General features: G+C 57.9%; 21 protein-coding genes. 10 read left to right on the forward strand and 11 right to left on the reverse strand.

Annotated elements, in window-relative coordinates:
• The first annotated feature begins 230 nt into the window (after positions 1-230).
• Positions 231-920: a M48 family metallopeptidase gene (locus ACR0B0_RS06570; protein ID WP_170358891.1), complete on the forward strand. Its 690-nt coding sequence runs from the start codon at positions 231-233 to the stop codon at positions 918-920.
• Positions 921-981: 61 nt separating this feature from the next.
• Here the strand turns inward: ACR0B0_RS06570 and ACR0B0_RS06575 are convergent, their stop codons facing one another.
• Genes ACR0B0_RS06575 through ACR0B0_RS06595 form a run of 5 tightly spaced genes read right to left on the reverse strand, consistent with a single transcriptional unit; the run spans position 982 to position 6,196 of the window.
• Entirely contained in the window at positions 982-1,524 is a 543-nt protein-coding gene (locus ACR0B0_RS06575) for an RSP_2648 family PIN domain-containing protein (protein WP_480646974.1), read from the reverse strand.
• Positions 1,521-2,723, reverse strand: a complete 1,203-nt coding sequence (locus tag ACR0B0_RS06580) for an RSP_2647 family RNA methyltransferase (RefSeq protein WP_480646976.1) — start codon at positions 2,721-2,723, stop codon at positions 1,521-1,523. Before ACR0B0_RS06580 ends, ACR0B0_RS06575 begins: the two co-directional genes overlap by 4 nt.
• Positions 2,724-2,761: 38 nt before the next feature.
• Positions 2,762-3,034, reverse strand: coding sequence for a hypothetical protein (locus ACR0B0_RS06585; protein WP_170348999.1), 273 nt, complete (start codon positions 3,032-3,034; stop codon positions 2,762-2,764).
• Complete coding sequence (locus ACR0B0_RS06590) at positions 3,021-5,810, reverse strand: [protein-PII] uridylyltransferase family protein (protein ID WP_170349000.1); 2,790 nt, start codon at positions 5,808-5,810, stop codon at positions 3,021-3,023. Before ACR0B0_RS06590 ends, ACR0B0_RS06585 begins: the two co-directional genes overlap by 14 nt.
• Positions 5,807-6,196 carry a nuclear transport factor 2 family protein gene (locus ACR0B0_RS06595; protein WP_170349001.1) on the reverse strand — a complete coding sequence of 130 codons (390 nt, stop codon included), beginning with the start codon at positions 6,194-6,196 and terminating at the stop codon, positions 5,807-5,809. Before ACR0B0_RS06595 ends, ACR0B0_RS06590 begins: the two co-directional genes overlap by 4 nt.
• 152 nt (positions 6,197-6,348) lie before the next feature.
• Between ACR0B0_RS06595 and ACR0B0_RS06600 the strand changes: the two genes are divergently transcribed.
• From ACR0B0_RS06600 to ACR0B0_RS06615, 4 genes are all read left to right on the forward strand, one after another.
• Positions 6,349-6,771, forward strand: a complete 423-nt coding sequence (locus ACR0B0_RS06600; RefSeq protein ID WP_170349002.1) for a DUF2852 domain-containing protein — start codon at positions 6,349-6,351, stop codon at positions 6,769-6,771.
• Between the two features lie 66 nt (positions 6,772-6,837).
• Positions 6,838-7,269: an RDD family protein gene (locus tag ACR0B0_RS06605; RefSeq protein WP_170349003.1), complete on the forward strand. Its 432-nt coding sequence runs from the start codon at positions 6,838-6,840 to the stop codon at positions 7,267-7,269.
• Positions 7,270-7,344: 75 nt separating this feature from the next.
• The gene (locus tag ACR0B0_RS06610; RefSeq protein WP_480646978.1) at positions 7,345-8,163 is read left to right on the forward strand and encodes an arginyltransferase; all 819 of its coding nucleotides are present in this window, start codon (positions 7,345-7,347) and stop codon (positions 8,161-8,163) included.
• Positions 8,164-8,175: 12 nt separating this feature from the next.
• A complete protein-coding gene (locus tag ACR0B0_RS06615) occupies positions 8,176-8,565 on the forward strand; it encodes a VOC family protein (protein ID WP_480646980.1) in 390 nt (129 codons plus the stop codon).
• Positions 8,566-8,697: 132 nt separating this feature from the next.
• On the opposite strand, the gene ACR0B0_RS06620 is transcribed toward ACR0B0_RS06615, so the two are convergent.
• The 3 genes from ACR0B0_RS06620 to ACR0B0_RS06630 form a co-directional block, all read right to left on the reverse strand.
• Positions 8,698-11,052, reverse strand: a complete 2,355-nt coding sequence (locus tag ACR0B0_RS06620) for a TRAP transporter large permease subunit (RefSeq protein ID WP_480646982.1) — start codon at positions 11,050-11,052, stop codon at positions 8,698-8,700.
• A 17-nt stretch (positions 11,053-11,069) separates the two neighbouring features.
• Complete coding sequence (locus tag ACR0B0_RS06625; protein ID WP_170349007.1) at positions 11,070-12,005, reverse strand: TRAP transporter small permease subunit; 936 nt, start codon at positions 12,003-12,005, stop codon at positions 11,070-11,072.
• A gap of 121 nt (positions 12,006-12,126) precedes the next feature.
• On the reverse strand, positions 12,127-13,212 hold the full coding sequence (locus ACR0B0_RS06630) for a TRAP transporter substrate-binding protein (protein WP_170349008.1): 1,086 nt from the start codon (positions 13,210-13,212) through the stop codon (positions 12,127-12,129).
• Positions 13,213-13,443: 231 nt separating this feature from the next.
• On the opposite strand from ACR0B0_RS06630, the gene ACR0B0_RS06635 reads away from it, so the two are divergent.
• Positions 13,444-14,877, forward strand: coding sequence for a cache domain-containing protein (locus ACR0B0_RS06635; protein ID WP_170349423.1), 1,434 nt, complete (start codon positions 13,444-13,446; stop codon positions 14,875-14,877).
• Complete coding sequence (locus ACR0B0_RS06640; RefSeq protein WP_170349009.1) at positions 14,874-15,521, forward strand: response regulator transcription factor; 648 nt, start codon at positions 14,874-14,876, stop codon at positions 15,519-15,521. Before ACR0B0_RS06635 ends, ACR0B0_RS06640 begins: the two co-directional genes overlap by 4 nt.
• A 79-nt stretch (positions 15,522-15,600) precedes the next feature.
• Here the strand turns inward: ACR0B0_RS06640 and ACR0B0_RS06645 are convergent, their stop codons facing one another.
• Both ACR0B0_RS06645 and ACR0B0_RS06650 read right to left on the reverse strand, forming a co-directional pair.
• Positions 15,601-15,984: a bleomycin resistance protein gene (locus ACR0B0_RS06645; RefSeq protein WP_170349010.1), complete on the reverse strand. Its 384-nt coding sequence runs from the start codon at positions 15,982-15,984 to the stop codon at positions 15,601-15,603.
• 47 nt (positions 15,985-16,031) lie between these two features.
• On the reverse strand, positions 16,032-16,877 hold the full coding sequence (locus tag ACR0B0_RS06650; protein ID WP_170349011.1) for a HalD/BesD family halogenase: 846 nt from the start codon (positions 16,875-16,877) through the stop codon (positions 16,032-16,034).
• Positions 16,878-17,302: 425 nt separating this feature from the next.
• Here ACR0B0_RS06650 and ACR0B0_RS06655 point away from each other — a divergent pair, with 425 nt between their 5' ends.
• The 3 genes from ACR0B0_RS06655 to ACR0B0_RS06665 all read left to right on the forward strand — a co-directional run bounded on the left by ACR0B0_RS06655 (position 17,303) and on the right by ACR0B0_RS06665 (position 20,717).
• Positions 17,303-19,054: an acetolactate synthase 3 large subunit gene (locus tag ACR0B0_RS06655; protein WP_170349012.1), complete on the forward strand. Its 1,752-nt coding sequence runs from the start codon at positions 17,303-17,305 to the stop codon at positions 19,052-19,054.
• Positions 19,055-19,113: 59 nt separating this feature from the next.
• On the forward strand, positions 19,114-19,674 hold the full coding sequence (gene ilvN / locus ACR0B0_RS06660) for an acetolactate synthase small subunit (RefSeq protein ID WP_170349013.1): 561 nt from the start codon (positions 19,114-19,116) through the stop codon (positions 19,672-19,674).
• 290 nt (positions 19,675-19,964) lie between these two features.
• Positions 19,965-20,717: a helix-turn-helix domain-containing protein gene (locus tag ACR0B0_RS06665; RefSeq protein WP_226688333.1), complete on the forward strand. Its 753-nt coding sequence runs from the start codon at positions 19,965-19,967 to the stop codon at positions 20,715-20,717.
• Positions 20,718-20,719: 2 nt separating this feature from the next.
• Here ACR0B0_RS06665 and ACR0B0_RS06670 read toward each other — a convergent pair whose 3' ends face one another.
• Positions 20,720-21,502 carry a DUF2189 domain-containing protein gene (locus tag ACR0B0_RS06670; protein WP_170349014.1) on the reverse strand — a complete coding sequence of 261 codons (783 nt, stop codon included), beginning with the start codon at positions 21,500-21,502 and terminating at the stop codon, positions 20,720-20,722.
• Positions 21,503-21,511 lie beyond the last annotated feature (9 nt).

Consider the following 21,511-nt stretch of genomic DNA (forward strand, 5'->3'; position numbering starts at 1 on the left):
GTCCAAGCAGCCATGAAACACAATAGAAGCCCGTATAATCCCATTGATCTTAGGCAAGCTCTGTACGCGCGAAAACAAAACTTCTTCATAATCAATTGAATCCTAGTGAATTTCTTACACCGTTTTCTCGCTATCCGGGAATTTCGACAAAAATTGGACGTCCGCTCTGTTTACTGCACAAATGTTTAAGGCTGGTTGCCTATTCCCCCACTCAGAGCCATATCTAGTGCATGCTTCGATTGACCCCGATCCTATTGGCGATTGCTTATGCCTTTGTGATGTACCGGATTTCCGTCTGGCGAACGCACCGAGAGCTGGATGCGAAATCGACCGAACTGGCTGATCCGGTGCTGAAACGCATGACTGACAGGCTGGCCGCCGCGCTCGAGATCGACCGGGTCCCGGTTTACATCTACGAGATCGACCCGGTGAACGGTCTGGCGGCTGCTGACGGGCGGATATTCATTACGCGCGGCTTTTATCGCAAGTTCCGTAACGGAGAGGTTTCGGCCGAGGAAATGGCCAGCGTTATTGCACATGAGCTGGGACATGTTGCGCTGGGGCATGCGCGGCGGCGGATGATCGATTTTTCCGGCCAGAACGCATTGCGGGCGGCTTTGATGATGCTGTTGAACCGGTTCATTCCCTTCATCGGCGCGTGGATTGCCAATATGCTGACCCACCTGCTGGCCTCGCGCCTTTCGCGCAGCGATGAATATGAGGCGGATGAATATGCCGCCGCTCTGCTGACCAAGGCCGGGATCGGGATTGGGCCGCAAAAGTCGCTGTTTCACAAGTTGGAAGACCTGACACAACAGCGCGCGGGTGTTACTCCGGCCTGGCTGATGAGTCATCCCAAAACGGATGAGCGGATTGCAGCGCTGGAAGCCCTTGAGCAGCGTTGGGGCGCGGGCGGTTAGGTTCGAAAGAGTGGGGCCAGCCCCACCGGGATATTATTAACCAGATGAAGTTGGATACGGCCTAATGGCTGAGCGCCTTGCCCAACCTTGGCAGACGGGCCTTTTTCATCAGCGCGCGCAAGGTCCATTGATCACCGGACAGCCGGTTGGCTTCGGCTAAAACACGGTCGGCGAGTTCCGCCATGCCGTCGGGGTCGTCCATCCAGAATCCATATAGCAGGCCGTCAGGATCGCGGCGTTCAAGCCCTTCTTCCGACAGAATATTTCTTGGGAAATCCTTGGCGTTCACGGTGACGATAACATCGGCCGAGGCCTCAACGGCGGTGGCGAGAACGTGAATATCGGCGCTATCGGGCAGCCAGAGGCGTTGTTCAAGCCCCGGATTGGCCGCGCGTTCGGCCTTGAGCCACTGCGCCTGCGTCAGGGCGATTTCGGCACGGGCCTGCGCCTCGCCCTCCGGACCCAGTTTGCGGGCGGCACGGGCCCATTCCTCGAGGATACGAGGAGACCAGATCGGCGTGAAGTGACCCAATCTAGCAGCGCCCAACAGCATCTCTCGCATCACCGTGGGGTAGATGACGCAGGTATCCAGAACCGCCTTCACAGCCGGTAAAACACGGCTTTGAGATACCCGCTTTCAGCCAGTTGCGGCAGTTGCGGGTGGTCGGGGCCGGCAAACCCCGTGTGGATCAGTTGTGCCTGCCGCCCTGCCCGGCCAATCCCCCGCGAGGACGCGTCGCGGAACCGACCCAGATCGGCTGCGTGTGAACAAGAACAAAGCCCCAGATAGCCGCCCGGTTTCACCAACGGTGCGGCCAGCCGTGCGATACGCTCATAAGCGCGCAGGCCCGCGTCCAGGGCTTGTTTCGACGGCGCAAAAGCGGGTGGATCACAGATGACAACGTCAAATTGCGCGCCTTCTTCGCCCAATTTGGTCAGCACCTCGAACGCATCGCCCTGACGGGTTTCAAATCGATCCGCACATCCCGAAGCCTCGGCACCCTTTGTCGCCAAGTCCAGCGCCGCAGCCGAACCATCGACAGACAGGGCCTGCGCCGCACCGCCAGCCAGCATCGCCAGACCAAAACCGCCCACATGGCTGAACACGTCCAGCACTTGCGCACCCGGCTGCACCAGCCGTGCAGCGAATGCATGGTTGGGGCGTTGGTCGTAAAACAGGCCGGTTTTCTGGCCTCCGGTAAGATCAGCCATATAGGTCGCGCCATTCATTGGCACCGGCAGCGGAGCGTCAGGCGCAGTTCCACGCAAGGTCTGGTTTTCATCATCCAGCCCTTCCAGTCCCCGAGTGCGGCCCGAGGCATTTTTCAGCACAGTTGTCACACCCGTCACAGCAACCAACGCATCGGTCAGCGTTTCCAGATGCGCCTCGGCCCAGGCGGCATTGGGTTGGATCACGCAGGCATCACCAAAGCGGTCAATGATCACGCCAGGAAAGCCATCCGCTTCGGCGTGGATCAGGCGGTAATAGGGGGCGTCAAACAGGCGTTCGCGCATGTCCAAAGCGCGGCGCAGGCGGGATTCGAACCATTCAGCATTCAGATCGGCGTCAAGGTCGCGATCCAGTACGCGGCACATGATTTTCGACTCGGGGTTCACGGCGACCAACGCAATGGGCGCGCGTTTGTCATCCTCCAGCACGGCCAAAGCGCCAACCGGTATCTTGCGTGTACGCCGGTCGGTGACAATGTCGTTGGCATAGACCCACGGGAAGCCATGGCGCAGGCCGCGCGCGTTGGCTTTGGGTTTCAGGCGGATACGGGGGCGGTCGGTGGCTTGGGTCATGACGCCCTCATAGTGGTGAACGCGCCGGGGGAAAAGCCCTAGCGAGACCGGGACCGCCAGCCGCCGCGCCTCTTGGGTGTCTGAGCCGATTGTAGCCCTTCGGCCAGCACTTGTGTCATCGGATGATCGGCCTCTTGCGCGGCATAGATGGCGTGTAATGCAGTAAGGGCCTGTGTCTGATCGCGATCCGCAGGCAGGCTCAGCGCCCAGTCCAGAAAAATGCTGCGGCATTCGGGCAGCGTGATGCCGTCGATGCGGTACGCCTCGCGGATCAGGCCCTTGTGATCGTTTGGATCGTCATTGCGCGGCATCTTGCCCCTCCTCAAGCACGCGACCGATAATACCGGCGGCGGCGGTGTAACTGTCCTGCAGCGCGCCCTGCAGGTGTTCGACCTGTTCGAACCCGGTGGCCCGACACAGGAAAGCCGCGCCGCCCTCGCCGATCTTGTCCGCTTCGATCACTTTACCCGACAGCAGCCGGGCAGCGCATTGCACAGACCAGCATAAATCGTAGCAATCCTTGAGCGTTTGCACTTGCGCGACGTCCAGCAAACCGGCAGCGACAGTGCCGTCCAACCCAGACTGCACGTCGCGCTGTGTCACACCAGACAGTAGTGCCCCGGTTTCGGCCATCAGTTCGATATCCATCATCCGCCCGGCGCCGTTCTTGGCATCCCATATCCCCGCTGGGGATTTGGCGGCGGCCAAACGGGCGCGCATTTCGGACACTTCGCGCAGGACCTTCTGGCGGTCTTCCGGTTGCGCCAGAAAATCAGCGCGGAAGCTCTCGATATCCTGCGTCAAACCCGCGTCGCCTGCGACCACGTGGGCACGGGTCAAGGCCAAATGCTCCCAAACCCAGGCTTCGTTGCGCTGGTAATTGGTGAAGCTGGCCCAGCTGGTCGCCACCGGCCCCTGATTGCCAGACGGGCGCAGGCGCATGTCGACCTCATAAAGCCGCCCCTGCGACATCGGAGCAGAGAGCGCCGTGATCAGCGCCTGTGTGAACCGGGCGTAATAGGTACGCGTGGCCAGAGGGCGCGGACCGTCCGACATGTCCTGATCCAGTGGGTCATAGATCACGATCATGTCCAGATCGGATTGCGAGTTGATCCGCCCTGCCCCCAGCGATCCCATACCCAGTACAGTCGCCCCGCGCCCCGGCGCAGGTCCGTGCTTCTTGGCGAATTGTTCAGTCACGCAAGGTAGGATCGCGGCTATAACAGCGCTGGCCAGTTCGGCATATTGCTTTCCGGCCTGCACACCGTCAATCAGACCGCGCAGGTGATGTACACCGATACGGAAATGCCATTCCTTGCACCAGCGACGTGCGAAATCCAGCTGCGTTTCATAGTCCGTTTCCTGCTGCAGCGCCTGCTCAAGATCAGACTGAAGTGCCGTTTGCCCTGGCCAGTCGCTGAAGAAACTGCCCCCAATCACCGCGTCAAACACGGCGGCGTTATGGGACAGATGCGCCGCCAATGCGTGCGAGGTGCCCACGATATCGACCAGCAGGTCGATCAGGTGGGGATTAGCCTCGAACAGGGAAAACAGCTGCACACCTGCTGGCAACCCTGCAAGAAAACCGTCCAGCGCCCGCAGTGCCTCGTCCGGTTTTGCAGTTTTCGACAGACGTGAGAGCAGCTCGGGCTTGAGACGTTCAAAGATCCGCGCGCCGCGTTGCGAGCGTAGCGCTGGATAGGTGGTCCAGCGGGCCAGGACATTTTGGTCAAAACCGGTCTCACCGGCAGGTGCGGGCGTCGAAGATCCTGGGGCAAAGAACCCCTCGGTCAGCTCATGCACTTCGGTCAGACGACGGGTCAGATCTGCGGTCAACTCGGCGCTGTTCATCCCCATCAGGCAGGCAACGCGTTCGATCCCATCCGGTGATTGGGGCACCTTATGGGTCTGAGCATCGTGAACCATCTGAATGCGATGTTCGACCTCGCGGTGGGAGCGGTAGTGGTCGGTCAGCTTTTCGGCCACGTCCTGCGGTATCCAGTCTTTTCCGGCCAATGCAGCCAGACCGGGCACCGTGCCGCGCACGCGCAGGTCAGGGTCGCGACCTCCCGCGATCAACTGGCGGGTCTGGGTGAAGAATTCGATCTCACGAATGCCACCCTGCCCCAGCTTCATATCGTGGCCGGGAATGGTCAGCGTGCCGCCGGTGCCTTTATTCTCGCGAATGCGCAGACGCATGTCATGCGCGTCCTGAATGGCGGCGAAATCCAGATGCCTGCGCCAGACAAAGGGGCGCAATGCATCAAGAAAGCGTTGCCCGGCGGCAATGTCACCGGCACATGGGCGCGCCTTGATATAAGCTGCCCTTTCCCAGGTGCGGCCAAGGCTTTCATAATACCGCTCGGCCGCCTCGGTCGCCAAACAGACCGGGGTCACCGCCGGATCGGGACGCAATCGCAGGTCAGTGCGGAACACATACCCATCAGCGGTCTTGTCGCTGAGCGTGGCGCAAAAATTGCGCGTGGCCCGCACCATACCCTGACGCGCATCGAAGAAATCATCGGGGTCAAAGCGGGTCTCATCAAACAGAACGATCAGGTCGATATCCGAGCTATAGTTCAGCTCGTGCGCGCCCATCTTGCCCATGGCCAGAATGATCATCCCGGCGGCGGTTTCCACATCATCTTCGGTCATCCCCGGCAGCTTGCCGCGCCGGATCAGTGCCGCGATCTCGGCCTTGGCGGCAACATCCGCAGCCAGCGCACCGAAATCCGTCAGCGCAGCGGTCACTTTCTCTAACGGCCACGCGCCCGCCAGATCAGCCAGCGCGGTCAGCAAAGCCATGCGCCGCTTGGCTTGCCGCAAACCGGATTTCAACTGATCCGGTGGAAAGGCACGCGCTGCATCCATCACATCCGCAAAAGCCTGATCGGGCTCTTGCAAGGCCGGCGGCAACCAATCGCGTTCGTGTTCGATCAATCCCTTTAGGTATGGACTCGAACCCGCCGTCCCTGCAATCAGCTCCCCTTGTTCAGGCGCGATACCAGATACCGCATTCAGCGCTTCATCACCCAGCGATGCATCAAACGCCCGCGGAACACGGTGGATGGTCAGCGGACCGGTCATTGCGCCTCCAATGGAGTGTCCTGACTGAAACTGTTGACCCAGACGTCATGGCGGCGCTCCCACAGGGAAGAGATCAGCATCGCCTCCCAAGCATCACTGTCCGGGCGTTGGTAATCGGCACGATAGGACAACAGGACAATATCAGCGTTCAGAACCCGCAGTTTTGTCTCGCTCAACTCGTACCGCGACATCGTTGGCGCATCAGCGAATTGCCCGACATGATCATCGCGGTTGGCGAACCCGGTGGGATAGACCCCCAGAAAATCCGCGCTCAGCAACGCCCGGTCGGCCGAGGAATTGCCTTCAACTAGTGCAGTCCAGACTTGCTTTTCCAGTTCCAGAATTTCGGCAAGTGACGGGGCGGTTTTTCGTTCTTCGACAGACATTTTTGCAAACTGCTTTGTTCTCTGGGTGACGTCAACCAAACTCGGCCTCGACGCATAATGTAAATCTTTTTCACATCGACCCCTTGCAACCAACCATCTGCTTCCCATCTTATCAATGTGAAAACGATTTACATCAACCCCGGAGACCCCAAATGACCGCACTGTCCGACCCCGCCGTCCCAGAAAATCCGGGATGGCTGCACCGCATCGAAACTTGGCTTGATGACAAAGGCAAAGGCGCCTGGATCGCCGTCATGGTCCTTGGTTTCATCTTCTTCTGGCCCGTTGGCCTGGCCCTGTTGGCCTACATGATCTGGAGCAAACGCATGTTCAGTAAATCCTGCAGCCGCCGCAAGTCCTGGCACAGTCACATGAGCGCTATGAAACCCTCGGGCAACAGCGCGTTTGATGCCTATAAGGCAGACACTCTGGCGCGGCTTGAACGCGAACAGCAGGACTTCGAAGCCTTCCTGCGCCGCCTGCGTGACGCCAAGGACAAGGCTGAATTCGACCAGTTCATGGACGAACGCGCCCGCGAAAACCACGACGAGCCCGAAAACGGCGAGCGCGCCTGATCAAAGCTTGCCCTGTCCCGCCATCCGGGACAGGGTAATTTCCGAACAATATCCGGATATTACAACATGACCCACCTGCCCGACCCTGATACCCAGCCTGAGTTCTACCAGTCGGTAGCAACCAAACGCTTTGTCGCGTGGCTGTTTGATATCGCCTTCATTTCGCTGCTGTGCATCGTGCCGGTTTTCCTGACATTCGGCGCGGGGCTGCTGTTTCTGCCCTTGATCTATGGCGTCATCAGCTTTGTTTACCGCGTTGTTACCATCGCCAACGGATCGGCGACACTGGGCATGCGTTTCATGGGCATTGAATTGCGGGACGCATTCGGGTCCCGTCTGGATATGGGCAAAGCCGTGGCTCATACCGCCGGGTATTTCATCAGCATGGCGTTTTTCGTGGTTCAGATCATCTCGGTCATCATGATGCTGACCAGCGCACGTTGTCAGGGCCTAACGGATTCGTTCCTTGGCACGGTCATGATCAACCAGCGGGCTTAAATATCTGCCAATTGAATCACTTGGCGGCTCAGGGAACCGTTGTTATCATCCTGTGTCAGGAAACACGGAACCTTCATGCGACACACGCTGCCCATCGCGCCGCAATTTTATGTGACGGCCCCGCAACCCTGCCCTTACCTTGAGGGCAGGATGGAGCGTAAGCTGTTCACCGCCCTACAGGGCGAAGGTGCCGATCAGCTGAACAATTCCTTGTCGCAACAGGGGTTTCGCCGTTCTCAAAACGTGCTTTATCGCCCATCCTGCACTGATTGCGCAGCCTGTCTGTCGGCCCGCATCGACGTGTCGGCTTTTCGCCCCAGCAAAAGCCAAAAGCGCACGGCCAAACGCAATGCCTACCTACAGCGCCGTGCAAACTCGCCTTGGGCAACTGATGAGCAATACGAACTGTTCCGCCGCTATCTGGACACACGCCACGCCGATGGCGGTATGGCCGATATGGATGTGTTCGAATTCGCCGCAATGATCGAAGAAACTCCGATCCGCAGCCGCGTGGTGGAATATGCCGACCCCGAAAACGGAGAGCTGATCGCCGTCAGCCTGACTGACGTTTTGGATGACGGGCTTAGCATGGTTTATTCCTTCTATGACCCTGAACAGCCGCAAAGCTCTCTGGGAACGTACATGATCCTCGATCACATCAACATCGCTCGCGAGGCTGGCCTGCCCTACGTCTATCTGGGCTACTGGGTACCAGGCAGCCCCAAGATGGGGTACAAGGCGCGGTTTTCAGGGCTCGAAGCCTATATCCAAGGCAATTGGAAGCGTATCAACAATCCGTCTGAACTGGCGGACGGCAAGCACCACCCGCTATCCACCGCGCCGATTGCCGAGCAGGTCGCCAGTATTCAACTGCCCGACCGCCACCCGACCTAGGGCTAAACTTCCATGCGCCAAACACTATACGCCGTCACCCTTGTGGTGCCGGATTACGATGCAGCTATTGCGTTCTACACCCAAAAACTCAGCTTCACCCTGACGCAAGACGTTGACCTGGGCGGTGGCAAACGCTGGGTGCTCGTGTCTCCTCCGGGATCAGATACTGGGTCATTGTTGCTGGCGCAGGCAGACGGTCCAAACCAGATCGCCGCCGTGGGCAATCAGACCGGAGGCCGCGTTGGCTTCTTTCTGCAAACGGATGATTTCGAACGCGATCACGCCGAAATGTTATCCAAAGGCGTCCATTTCGAAGAAAACCCCAGACAAGAACCCTACGGTTGGGTCGCCGTTTGGCGCGATCCGTTCGGAAATCGTTGGGACCTGATTCAGTTCACCTGACCTGCCTTCATCTGGCCAAAAAATTTCTCGGGGTTGAATTGGCCGCAGGCCAAGAAGGGGCTGGCCCATTCAACAATCCAAAAAGCAAAGGGGGCCAATCGGCCCCCTTTTCCGTTGGATCACAGTAACCAATCAATTCGGGATCAGATCCGGCACGATGGTCACAATCGACGGGAAGGACCACAGGATACCAATCCCCACCACCTGAATGATCACAAATGGTATGATCCCACGATAGATATGGCCCGTCGTCACCTCTTTCGGTGCAACCCCCCTCAGGTAGAACAACGCAAACCCGAACGGTGGCGTGAGGAACGAGGTCTGCAGGTTCACCGCCACCATGATTGTCACCCATTTCGGATCAAACGACCCGCCATAGATCACCGGACCCACGATGGGGATCACGATGTAGATGATCTCGAGGAAATCCAACACAAAGCCCAGGATGAACAGCACCAACATCACGATCAGGAAGACCGTGAACTCGTTGTCAAAGCTGCGCAGGAACTGCTGAATGTAATGCTCGCCGCCAAACGAGATCACCACCAGGTTTAACAACTGCGATCCGATCAGGATGGTAAAGACCATCGACGTTACCTTGGCCGTCTCGCGCACAACCGGGGTTAGAACTCCGCTTGAGAACAGAACCCAGCAGGCAAAGATCAATCCGAACAGCGCATAGAGGTAAGCCGCGTAGGCAAAGATGAAGGCGATCCAGCTTTCGACCGAGACATCGCCTTGATTGATGCGCAGATCGAAATTTATGCCCATCAGCATGCAGATGATGACGGCGAAAGTTGACCAGATGATCACCTTCCCCGAGCGCCCCTGATCCTGCAGCTTGCGATATGCCGCCAGCATGATCGCCCCGCCCGCACCCAGCGCAGCCGCCGGTGTCGGGTTGGTAATGCCGCCAAGAATCGAACCCAGCACCGCGATGATCAGAACAAGCGGTGGAAAGACCACACGGATCAGATCATTTGTGGCACAGCGTTCAGCCGCGAACTTGCAGCCATAGATCGCAAGCGCAAACGGTATCGCCATGATCACGAAGGCCACCCCTGACGAGGTCGTCGGCGCAATCAGCAACAGATCCACCAGCACCATCAACAACAGGCCGATGGATCCAATGATCAGTGGTTGTGTGGATTGCGACGGTGCTATGCCGCGACCAAACAGCAAGGTCAGACCCAGCAGCACAACGATAACCGCGACACCAGTACCAATGGGTGCAGTAGCGGCAATCTTGGCCTCCTGCGCAGCGGCCAGCTCTTCTTCGGTCAGGCGCTGAGCCTGAGAAACACCGCCCGCCTCATCCAACGCTTGCTGCTCGGCCACGGCCTGATCCCAGGCGGATTGACCGTGCAGTTCGATCATCGAGACCTTGCATTCCTCAGATACGTTGGTGCGCAGCGAAGCACCCTCGCCGATATCCGAGAAAGCCGAAACAGTGATGTTCTGGCTGCCGATCACACCTGTGCTGCCCAGCAGAACGGCCCCTACGATCAGTGCGACCGGCGCCCCCAGCAGCCAAGTCAGACCTTCACCGCGGGTGATCGGTTCACCACCACCGCCGCCCAGTTCCACGGCCGGGGCTTTTTCGGGGTTCATCAACGCATAGCCGAAGGCATAAAGCGCATACAGCAAGGCCAGCATGATCCCCGGCAGCAAGGCCGCCTGGAACAATGTGCCGACCGAGACCACCGCAGGCTCTCCCAGATAGGTCAGCGCGTCGGTACACCCGGCCTCAACCGCGCGGGTTTCCTGTGCGGTCGAATACAGATCACCAGCCAGCGTGCCTAGCAGAACAATCACGATAGAGGGTGGAATGATCTGCCCTAACGTCCCCGAGGCCGCGATCACACCGGTTGCCAGTTCAGGCGAGTAGTTGTTTCGCAACATGGTCGGCAGCGCCAGCAAACCCATGGTCACAACGGTCGCGCCCACAATCCCGGTCGAAGCCGCCAGAAACGCCCCCACAACCACGATCGACACGGCCAGACCACCCGGCAACGGGCCAAAAACACGCGCCATTGTGGTCAGCAGATCGTTGGCGATCTTTGAACGCTCCAACGTGATGCCCATCAGGACGAACATCAGCACGGCCAACAGGGTTTCGATGGATTGCCCGGCCAGAACACGTTCGTTGATACGGTTCACAATGAACGAGACGTTGCGGTCCAGCGCAGTTTCCCAGCCAGAGGGGAAGACCGGCTCGCCAATGGTTGGCAATTCCGGGTATCGGAAAACAGATATGGTGTCAGGTTTGACGCCCGAATTCACCAGATCCCGATAGGCCTGCGTGCCCGAGTCGATGGCCTGATGCACCAGCAACCCGGCACTGTCCAATGCCGCGATGATCCCGAATGAGATGATACCAGCCCCACCGATGGCAAAAGCCACCGGGAACCCGGAAAGGATGCCTCCGAAAAGGCAGAAAAATACGATAATGAGGCCTATCTCGACGCCATCAAGTCCGAATAGCATTGTCTGGTTCTCCGTCCCTAATGCGCGCCTTCGTAGGCTTCTTCACCCTCACCAAGGCTATCCTTGTCGAGGTATTTTCCAGCACTGTCCGGTCCTTCCACGTATTCAAGATACGACCGGTACAGGAATGCTATTGCTTGCAGGAAGACCAGCCCGGCAAAGGCCACCAGCATGATCTTGAACAGGAAATACGCAGTGAAACCGTTGGGGCTGAAGCCTATGGTTTCGACATTCCAGCGCATCGCCTTCGATTTCAGCAGCAGCCGCTCCAGCGTGTCACTGGCCGAGGGTTTCGGCACGATCAGGTGCCGCCACATGAAGTACCAGCCATACATCCAGACCAGCACCGCCAGCGGCATCATGAAGAACACCGAGCCCAGCATGTCGATCACCTTTTTGGTGCCGAACCGTGCCGGGGCATAGAACAGATCAACCCGCACATGCCCGCCCTGCACAAAGGTGTACCCTACACAAAGAGACACCACCAAAGCGTTGTAAAACTTCAACATTTCAGCGTACCAACTGATGTCGTATTGCAGCGGAATGCCAAAGGCGATCACGATGTCGGGGCGGGTGAAAATCCGCTGCATGATCACGATGATGATTTGCTGTAGCACCATCAGCAGACCAGCCCAGGCAAAGAAACGGCCCAGCGTGTTGGTGAACCCCTCAAGTCCGCGCACACACCCCCACATGAAGTTGTTGCGGACCATGCCGATGATCGTGATAACCAGAAAAACTGCAAAAACGGCAAAGAAGAACTCAACCGATCCGCCATAGTAGACGAAGCGCATGACAGCTTCTTTATCGGACCAATCCAGCCAGAGGCTTGGATGGGTCAGTGCGTAGCCAATGTTATAGAAGGCTTGGGCCAGATTTTGCAGAACCCAGACAATCCCGCCGCCAACTGCGGCAAGAGCGTCGGTCAAACCAACCGAGCTGCTGTCGTCCATGATGTCCCTCACTCAGCTGAATATCTGTGACTTTCACCTTAGCAGGGGTCGCAGGATTCAGAGAATATGTATTGAAAAGAGGCCCCACTTTCGTGAGGCCTCTGAGATTTCCGGCGCCTACTTAGCCACCCAGAACGCGAACGCGCTGCTGGACGTAGTATCCATCCGACTTGTTGATCCACGAGGCCGACGTCGCCAGCGACTCTTCGAACGAACCGCGGATATTGGCAAACAACTCGTCATTCATGTTCTCGTCCATGACCTCGGCGGATGCCTGGCCGAACGCGTCCCAAACGTCGTCCGAGAATTGCAGCGTTTTGACGCCCTGCGATTGCAGACGCGCCAGTGCGGCACCGTTGTTGGCCAGCGTTTCGGCCAACTGATAGTGGGTTGTGGCCATCGACGCATAGCGCAGGATTGCCTGCTGTGCCGGTGTCAGGTCATTCCAGACATCCAGGTTGACCGATGCGGCCAGACCCGAGCCCGGCTCATGGAAACCTGCGGTGTAGTAGACCTTGGCAACTTCTTGGAAGCCGGCGCGTTCGTCCGCCATCGGGCCAACCCACTCCAGACCGTCCAGCGCACCCGAAGACAGCGCCTGATACAGTTCGCCGCCGGGGATGTTCTGAACCGAGGCGCCCAGTTTGCCCAGCACCTTGCCACCCAGACCGGGCATACGGAACTTCAGACCGTTGAAGTCTGCGGCCGAGTTAATCTCGTTACGGAACCAGCCACCGGACTGCGAGCCCGAGTTGCCGGCCAGCAGGCCCTTGAGATTAAAGATCTGACCCAGCTCGTCGTGCAGCTCTTCGCCGCCGCCATGGTAGTACCAGTTAGTCAGTTCCTGCGCGGTACCACCAAACGGCACAGCGGTGAAATAGGCGTAACCGGGGTGCTGACCGATAAAGTAGTAGTCGGCCGAGTGGTACATGTCAGCCTGGCCCGACGACACGGCGTCGAACACTTCCAGCGCGCCCACCAGTTCACCCGGGGCCTTCTTGTCGATGGTCAGCTGACCGTCGGACATCTCGCCGACCATCTGCTCCATATAGCTGGCTGCGTCATCCAGAACGGCAAAGCCACGCGGCCAGGATGTCACCATCGTCAGGGTCCGCTTGCCCTGCGCATATGCCGGTGCTGCCAGCGCGGTAGCTGCAGCCGCGCTGCTGCCTAGTGCCGTGGTTTTCAAAAATGAACGACGATCCATATAGTCAGTCCTCCCAAAGTCATGGTCTGCCTCTTGGGGCAGTTGATCGTTGTCGATGGGGCGGATCATATCCATGCAATTGAAGATGAAAATACCTACTACTACGTAGAAACGGTCATTCGTTGGGTCAAACCGCTGGATTCACCGCGATTTTTTACTCGGCACCTACCTATTCCCGGCATTGAACGGTCCGACTTTGCTTTTTTTGTGAAATTTGCCTATCGCAGAGATATGGGGAGATTCCGCAACGTCTTTCGACCGAATTACGCGCAAAAGCTGTCGCTGCTGGCAACACTGCCGCTGATTGTGGCCGTGGCGGCGATTGCCATTCTCGTCGCGCATCAGTCGCGCAAACTGGCCGAACGTGAAATCGATCAGCTTGAGGCACAGCTGATCGAAGCCAAAAAGGCCGAACTGCGCAACTATGTCACCCAGGCTCGCAACGGATTTTACTTTGTCTACGGCTCGGCCCAACCCGATGATCAGGCGGCCAAGGATCAGGTCGCGCAAATCCTGTCGGCAATGATCTACGGCGATGACGGGTTCTTTTTTGTCTATGACTATGACGGTACCAATCTGGTCAGCCCGCGCCAAACCGATCTGATCAACAAGAACTGGAGTGGCCTGACCGACAGTGAAGGCACACCAGTCGTGGACGAACTGATCCGGATCGCTCGACAAGGTGCGGGGTATCACACCTATCTGTGGCCTAAACCTTCGACCGGGGAAGAGGCACAGATGATCACCTACGTCACCAGCTTTCCCAGCTGGCAGTGGGCTGTTGGAACCGGGGTGTTCATTGACGATGTTGTCGCATCGATCGCCGCCGCCCGGGCCGAGGTCGAGGCCCGTGTACGCCGGACATTCTATTATATCGGCGGAATTACTTTGGCGGCAGTGCTGGTCGTTTTTGCATCCGGCATGCTCCTGAATTTCCGGGAACGGCGGCTGGCGGATGCCAAGCTGAAGGAACTGACGCAACGGGTTCTCGACGCGCAAGAGGAAGAGCGGGGCCGAGTGGCGCGCGAACTGCATGACGGGATCAGCCAGATACTCGTCGGTGTACGCTACGCGCTGGACAATGCCCGGCGGCGGCTTGCGCGGGGCGATGACGACGGGGCCCACGCCCCATTGGACAAGGGGATAGAGCATCTCGGCACCGCAATCACCGAGGTGCGCCGCATCAGCCGCGATTTGCGCCCAGGTGTGCTGGACGATCTGGGCCTTGGCCCCGCAGTGAAGGCGCTGACCGACGATTTCCGCGAGCGTACGGGGATTGAGACCGAATTCTCGACCGTCGTGTTTCGAAACCGGTTGGATCAGGACGCCAAGATCGCCCTTTACCGTATCGCACAAGAAGCCCTGACCAATATCGAACGCCACGCCGACGCAACGCATGTTACAATTGATCTGCGCGGTCACAAAAAGGGTGCCACCATGCGCATCACCGACAATGGTCGCGGCCTGCCCCGCGAGGCTGAAGGCGTCAGCACCGGGATCGGGCTGCGCAACATGCAGGAACGCATCGAACAGCTTGACGGATCACTGCGTATTCTGTCATCACGCAGCCCGCACGGCGGCACCGTGATCGAGGTTACCCTGCCGCTTAGCCACTTGCTTCCGCCGCAGGAAGACGCAACTCCGAACCGAAAGGCCGGTACATGAGCGCACAGTCGATCCGGGTCCTGATCGTGGATGACCACCCGATGGTGGCCGAAGGGATTCAGTCGATCCTTGAAAGCTATCCCGACATCGAAGTGGTCTGCACACTAGGCACCGGGCAAGAAGCCGTTGATCAAGTTGCCGATCTGTCCCCCGATGTGATCCTGATGGATCTGAACATGCCTGGCCTAGGCGGGCTCAGCGCCACCGAGATGATTTTGGAGCGCCTGCCCGAGACCCGCATCCTGATCCTGTCGATGCATGACAGCCCCGAATACATTTCGACCGCACTGAACCACGGGGCCAAGGGTTATGTCCTCAAGGACGTACCGACGGATGAGATCAAACAGGCCATCGACGCGGTGATGCGCGGCGAACAGTACCTTTGCACCGGTGCCAGCGGGTCGCTGCAGCCCAAACAAGACAGCGCACGTGAGGCGCTGACCGGCCGTGAGCAGACCATCCTGCTGGAACTGGCGCAGGGAAAGTCCAACAAAGAGGTGGCGCAGACCTTGGAAATCTCTGTGCGCACGGTGGAAACTCACCGCAAGAACATCAAACGCAAACTGGGTATCTCATCCACTGCGGGCCTGACCCGATACGCGCTGGAACACGGTGTCCTGCAAGGCACCAGCCCCGGTTTCTAAACACGCCCGCAGCGCGCAGCGCTGCCCGGCCTAACCGGAGGAGATGCGCCGCAGGTGTATTGACAACGGGCGGGAGGGCCTACCCCCTCGGGCTGATATCCTGTCCAAAGAATACCAACGTCCCGTCTTCGTCGATAACGTGAAACTCGCGCTGCAGATAGGGTTGATCAAACGGCGGGCGCACGCGCCCTTCGGGTAGATCAGCCAATCCCGGCAGCAAGCTGTCGTACAAATCGTCGATTTCGTCGACGTCTATGTAAAACGACTGATCTTCTCCCAACGGGCGACCATCATCGCGCGGCGGGCATTCCAATAGCCGAATGGCCACGGACCCCAATGACAAAAAAGCGTAATTGTCCTGCCGAAACCCGCAAGAAAATCCCAAACGATCGCAATAGAAATCAATCTGCTTTTGCAGGGAGGAACACAGAACAAATGGCGTAAGCTGTATAATCTTAGGCATCGGACCCTCCGGTCGCTGAAAACCTCTTTATTTTAACCCCAGAATTTTCAGTCCAGCAATTGATCCTTTCGCATCCCTTCACGCGCATGATGATGCGGTAACACACGCCCATAAAGCTGTCGTGTGCGTTCAACCCCGCCGCACATCCCTTCGGCTTCAACGAATGAGAAAATCCCAACGTATCGGGTGCGCGCACCCGTTACTGGGGCCACCCTGTGCAGCGCGTACCGTCCCTTGAAAATCTGTAGGTCCCCCGGTTGCAACTCCAGCTCTCGGACCCGTGCCCTGTCTCCGTCCAAAACCGAGGCCACGGACTTAAAATTTTCGTCCTCGGCCGTGCGCAGGTTCGGCACATATTCAAAGGTGCCCCCGACTTCTCCATTCTGAATGGCCAGCGTAACGGTGTAGTTGTTGGTGTCGAAATGCCAGGGAAAGCCCTGCCCCTCTTCGACCACGTTAATGATCACATCTGCCAGCGGATCATCATAGCGAAAGAACCGATCCTCGGGCTCGTCCAATGCGTCACGGACAAAAGGCATGAACCATTCATATTCGTAAATCCGCCGCAAAGGACCCGACGTGGGGAAATTATCTGCGGGAACAAAGGCGTTTGAGCGGTCATAAAAACGGCGTATCGGATGCCCGATCCCAAAGCGCGGATCATCTTTGGTGAAATAGGCGTTGGTCCTGTTGAAAGAGCGATGCGCTTGTGGGGCAACCTCATCCGCCTCGCGCACCAGCAACTCCAAACCGTCCTCATGCACAAATCCTGGCAGAACCGCGCAGCCGTCTTGATCAAGTTCTTTCCGCACATCTGCAATCGTCTGATCATAGCCCCGCGACCCGGGCCGATCGATCGGATACCGCCCTAGATCTATGAGGTCCTGCAACATTCTTCGCCTCCCTTACCTGTTCAACTGAGACCAGCGTGCCGCACAGAGCCGGGTCGCTCATGTCAATTTTAGACATTGCCTTGACGCTTTCAGACCTGCCATTTGCCAGCCCAAATCATCATGAGCGGGCAAAAATTCGCGGAAATTCCCAACCTGCGGCAATCTGCGCAATAAAATGTCGCAAAAACTGCATCTCAGGTTACAAAATTGGTACGATTGCCTGTTGACGCCCCTTTCGCCCGCCCATAATGTCCCTGCCAAGCTGAAAAGGAGCCTCTGGCGATGAAAGCGCTAGTCGTAATCGTAGGAAACACGCGCATGGGCCGGTAACGGTAAACCATAATCGAACCCATGCGCCTCCGAAAAATCTCGGGGGCTTTTTTTATGCTAAACGCAAGACACATGTCGCGAACGGAGCAAAGCAGATGACACGTGAGATGACCGGCGCAAAAATGGTAGTTCAGGCCCTCAAGGATCAGGGCGTGGACACGGTATTCGGATACCCCGGTGGCGCCGTGCTACCGATCTATGATGAGATCTTTCTGCAAAACGACATTCGGCACGTTCTGGTGCGCCACGAACAGGGCGCGGTTCACGCCGCCGAAGGCTATGCCCGGTCAACCGGCAAACCCGGCGTTGCACTGGTGACTTCTGGCCCCGGCGCCACTAACGCGGTGACCGGCCTGACCGATGCGCTGCTGGATTCGATCCCGATTGTGGTTCTGACTGGGCAGGTTCCGACCTTCATGATCGGCTCGGACGCCTTTCAAGAGGCCGACACAGTCGGTATCACCCGCCCTTGCACCAAGCATAACTGGCTGGTGAAGGACACGGATTCGCTGTCTGAGACGATGCATGAGGCATTTCACGTCGCCATCTCGGGCCGCCCCGGGCCGGTGCTGGTCGATATTCCCAAAGACGTTCAGTTTGCCTCGGGTGAATATACCGCGCCAAAACCGTCAACATCGCACTACCAACCGGTTCTGAAAGGCGATCTGGAAGAGATCACCGAACTGGTTGCGGCAATCGAGACCGCAAAGAAGCCGGTCTTTTACACTGGCGGCGGCGTCATCAACTCGGGCCCTGCTGCCAGCCAATTGCTGCGCGAATTGGTTGATGCGACGGGCTTTCCGGTCACCTCGACCCTGATGGGTCTGGGCGCTTATCCGGCGTCGGGTGAAAACTGGCTGGGCATGCTGGGGATGCACGGCCTGTACGAGGCCAACCTGGCGATGCATGACTGCGACCTGATGATCAATGTCGGCGCACGGTTCGACGACCGGATCACCGGGCGGATTGATGCATTCTCGCCGAACTCGAAAAAGGCGCATATCGACATTGATCCGTCATCGATCAACAAGGTGATCCGCGTGGACATCCCGATTGTCGGTGATGTGGCACATGTGCTTGAGGATATCCTCAAGGTCTGGAAATCGCGCGGCCGCAAAACCGATGCGGCCGCCGTCAAGAAGTGGCAGGCCCAGATAAGCGACTGGCGCAAGGTGAATTGCCTGGCGTTCACCAACAGCGAAAAGACCATCAAACCGCAATATGCGCTGCAACGCCTTGAAGAGCTGACCAAAAAGCACGACCGCTACATCACAACCGAGGTCGGTCAGCATCAGATGTGGGCGGCGCAGTATCTTGGCTTCGAAGACCCCAACCGCTGGATGACCTCGGGTGGTTTGGGCACGATGGGCTATGGTTTCCCGGCCTCTGTTGGGGTGCAGATGGCGCATCCGGACGCGCTGGTGATCAACGTGGCCGGTGAGGCGTCGTGGCTGATGAACATGCAGGAAATGGGCACGGCTGTTCAGTACCGCCTGCCGGTGAAGCAGTTCATCCTGAACAATGAACGCCTTGGCATGGTACGTCAGTGGCAGGAACTTCTGCATGGCGAGCGGTATTCGCATTCGTGGTCCGAAGCGCTGCCCGATTTCGTCAAGCTGGCCGAGGCGTTCGGCGCCAAGGGCATCCTTTGCTCTGACCCCGCCGATCTGGATGACGCGATCATGGAGATGATCAACTATGACGGTCCGGTGATTTTTGACTGTCTGGTGGAAAAGCACGAGAATTGCTTCCCCATGATCCCGTCAGGAAAGGCACATAACGAGATGTTGCTGGGCGAGGCCGAAACACAGGGCGTGATCGATTCCAAAGGCTCGGTTCTGGTTTGACGAAATTTGTTGGGCGCGGCGGAGCGCCCAACACCACAAGAATGATGAAAGGGACGTAAATGTCTGCCCTACATATCAAAAAAGGCTCTACCCGCCATTCGGCCTATAACCTACGCCCGACCTTTTCGGACGTGCAAGAACGCCACACGATTGCGGTTCTGGTCGAAAACGAACCCGGTGTCCTAGCCCGTGTAATCGGGTTGTTCTCGGGCCGTGGTTACAACATCGAAAGCCTTACCGTAGCCGAGGTTGACCACACCGGGCATCTGAGCCGTATCACCATCGTGACCACCGGTACGCCGCAGGTTATCGAGCAGATCAAGGCGCAGCTGGGTCGTATCGTCACCGTTCACGACGTGCATGATTTGACCGTCGAAGGCGACGCGGTCGAGCGGGAGCTGGCGATCATCAAAGTGGTTGGCGCAGGCGACAAAAGGGTCGAGGCGCTGCGTCTGGCCGATATCTTCCGCGCCAACGTGGTCGACAGCACGCTGAACTCTTTCATTTTTGAAATCACCGGAGCCCCGGACAAGATCGACGCCTTTGCCGATCTGATGCGCCCTCTGGGTCTGGTCGAAGTGGCCCGCACTGGCGTTGCGGCCCTGCTGCGTGGCGAGTAACATTTACCCCACCCTGTCGGCTCGCGTATGGGTGGGGAAACTCTGGCCTGTCATGCTGCCTTGTAAGCTAAAACTGGCCGAATAACGTTTATTGGCGCCAAAGCGCCCAAAAAGATCACACAAAACAAGATAAAGCCTATTGCGTTTGTAAGATTGGACGTTAGCCTCTGGGGGTGACGTGGCGTTGGGATGCGCCCGTTCGTGTCATCTGTACGATATGTGCGTTATGTCGACCGTCAGGTCGAACATGTTGCGTACTATAAAACAAGTCGCGAGAACCTGGGACACCTATGACCAAAGACATCCGCAACCCGGACGAATTGCGCAGGATGTTCGGCGCCAATCTCAGACAACTTGCGCAGCAATATACATCAGTATCAGAACTTTGCCGACAATTGGGCGTCAACCGGACGCAATTCAACCGATACCTTGGTGGCGAGAGTTTTCCAAGACCTGACGTACTTGACCGGATTTGCCGGTTTTTCGAAGTGGACGCCCGTATTCTGCTGCGCCCGCTGGACGAGATCGACCGCTCTCCGACACATCCCGCAGCGTCTGCCCTTACAGATTTTCTGGGCTCGGGCCCCACAACACTGACCGAGAACCTGTTTCCGGCGGGGTTCTACTATGCGACGGAGACCGAACTGGATGATCCTAAGCCCTCGCGTCATCGGTTGATTCACGCACGCCGGTTGCCGCAATGCACGCTGGTGCGTGGTTATGAGCCGCGCCCTGGCATGCCGAGCGCCGCTCCGACAGAACGTGAAGTGCAAGGCATCGCCGCCTGTGCTGGCCGGCAGATTTATATCCTGATGTCCAGCCGAGCCTCGCAAAACAGCCGTATTTATCTGGTGACGCGCGGGACCGATGAGCATTCGGACCGGTGGCGCGGCGTGGCAATCTGCTTGTCCAGAACGACCGCCAGCGAGACAACCACCCGGCGCATTCTACTGCGTCATCTGGGCGAAGACCCTTCGGCCGTTCTGGCAGCGGCGCGAACCGCCCGCCGTGCAGAACGCTCGCTTCAGCAAGCGGCAAGCTGACGTCACGCAGCGTTTTCGCCCGACGCTTGAGTGATCAGCCGATATAAATGCCAGCTAGCATGCCCCAACAACGGCAGCACAAAAAACAAGCCCAAAAACCACGGAATCATGGCTAGAAAAGTCAGGATGGCGATAAAGATTCCCCACAACAACATGACGCTGAAATGATCACGGACATAGCTGAAACTGGCGATCATAGCGGTCACGAAATCCAGCTCTCGGTCCAACAGCATGGGGATGGAAAGTACGGTGATCATATAAAGCACCGTCGCAAACACAGCGCCCACAACGCTTCCCACAGCCAACATCGTCAACCCGTTGGCGGTCAAATACACCTCTAACGAGGTCGACACGTTTGTCATCGTCGACAACCCCATGAACAGGGCAAAGATCATATGGCCCAGAAAGAACCAGAATAAAAACATCACCACAATAATCGCGCATATCGAGGGCAACTGACGGCGCCCCTGCTGCACCACCACTCCGAAAATAGACTTGAATTCCAAGGTCTCACCCTGCTCCAGCCGGTGCGAGACTTCATACATCCCTACCGCCGCAAAGGGCCCCAGCAAAGGAAACCCGATAGCAGCCAGAACCAACCAGTACGACGTGCCCGTCTGCAAGGTGATCCAGGCCATGAACCAACCGGCCAGCACGTAAAACCCCGCAAACAGAAGCCCAAAAACCGGAGCCCGACGAAAGTCTGTCCAGGCCCGGCGCAGGGCTTCGCGCAACATCCCCAAATTCACCGGCCCCATTTCCGGAACACCAAATGGCTTGTCCATGTTCTGTCC

It is taken from the genome of Ruegeria sp. BA12 (assembly GCF_056539625.1).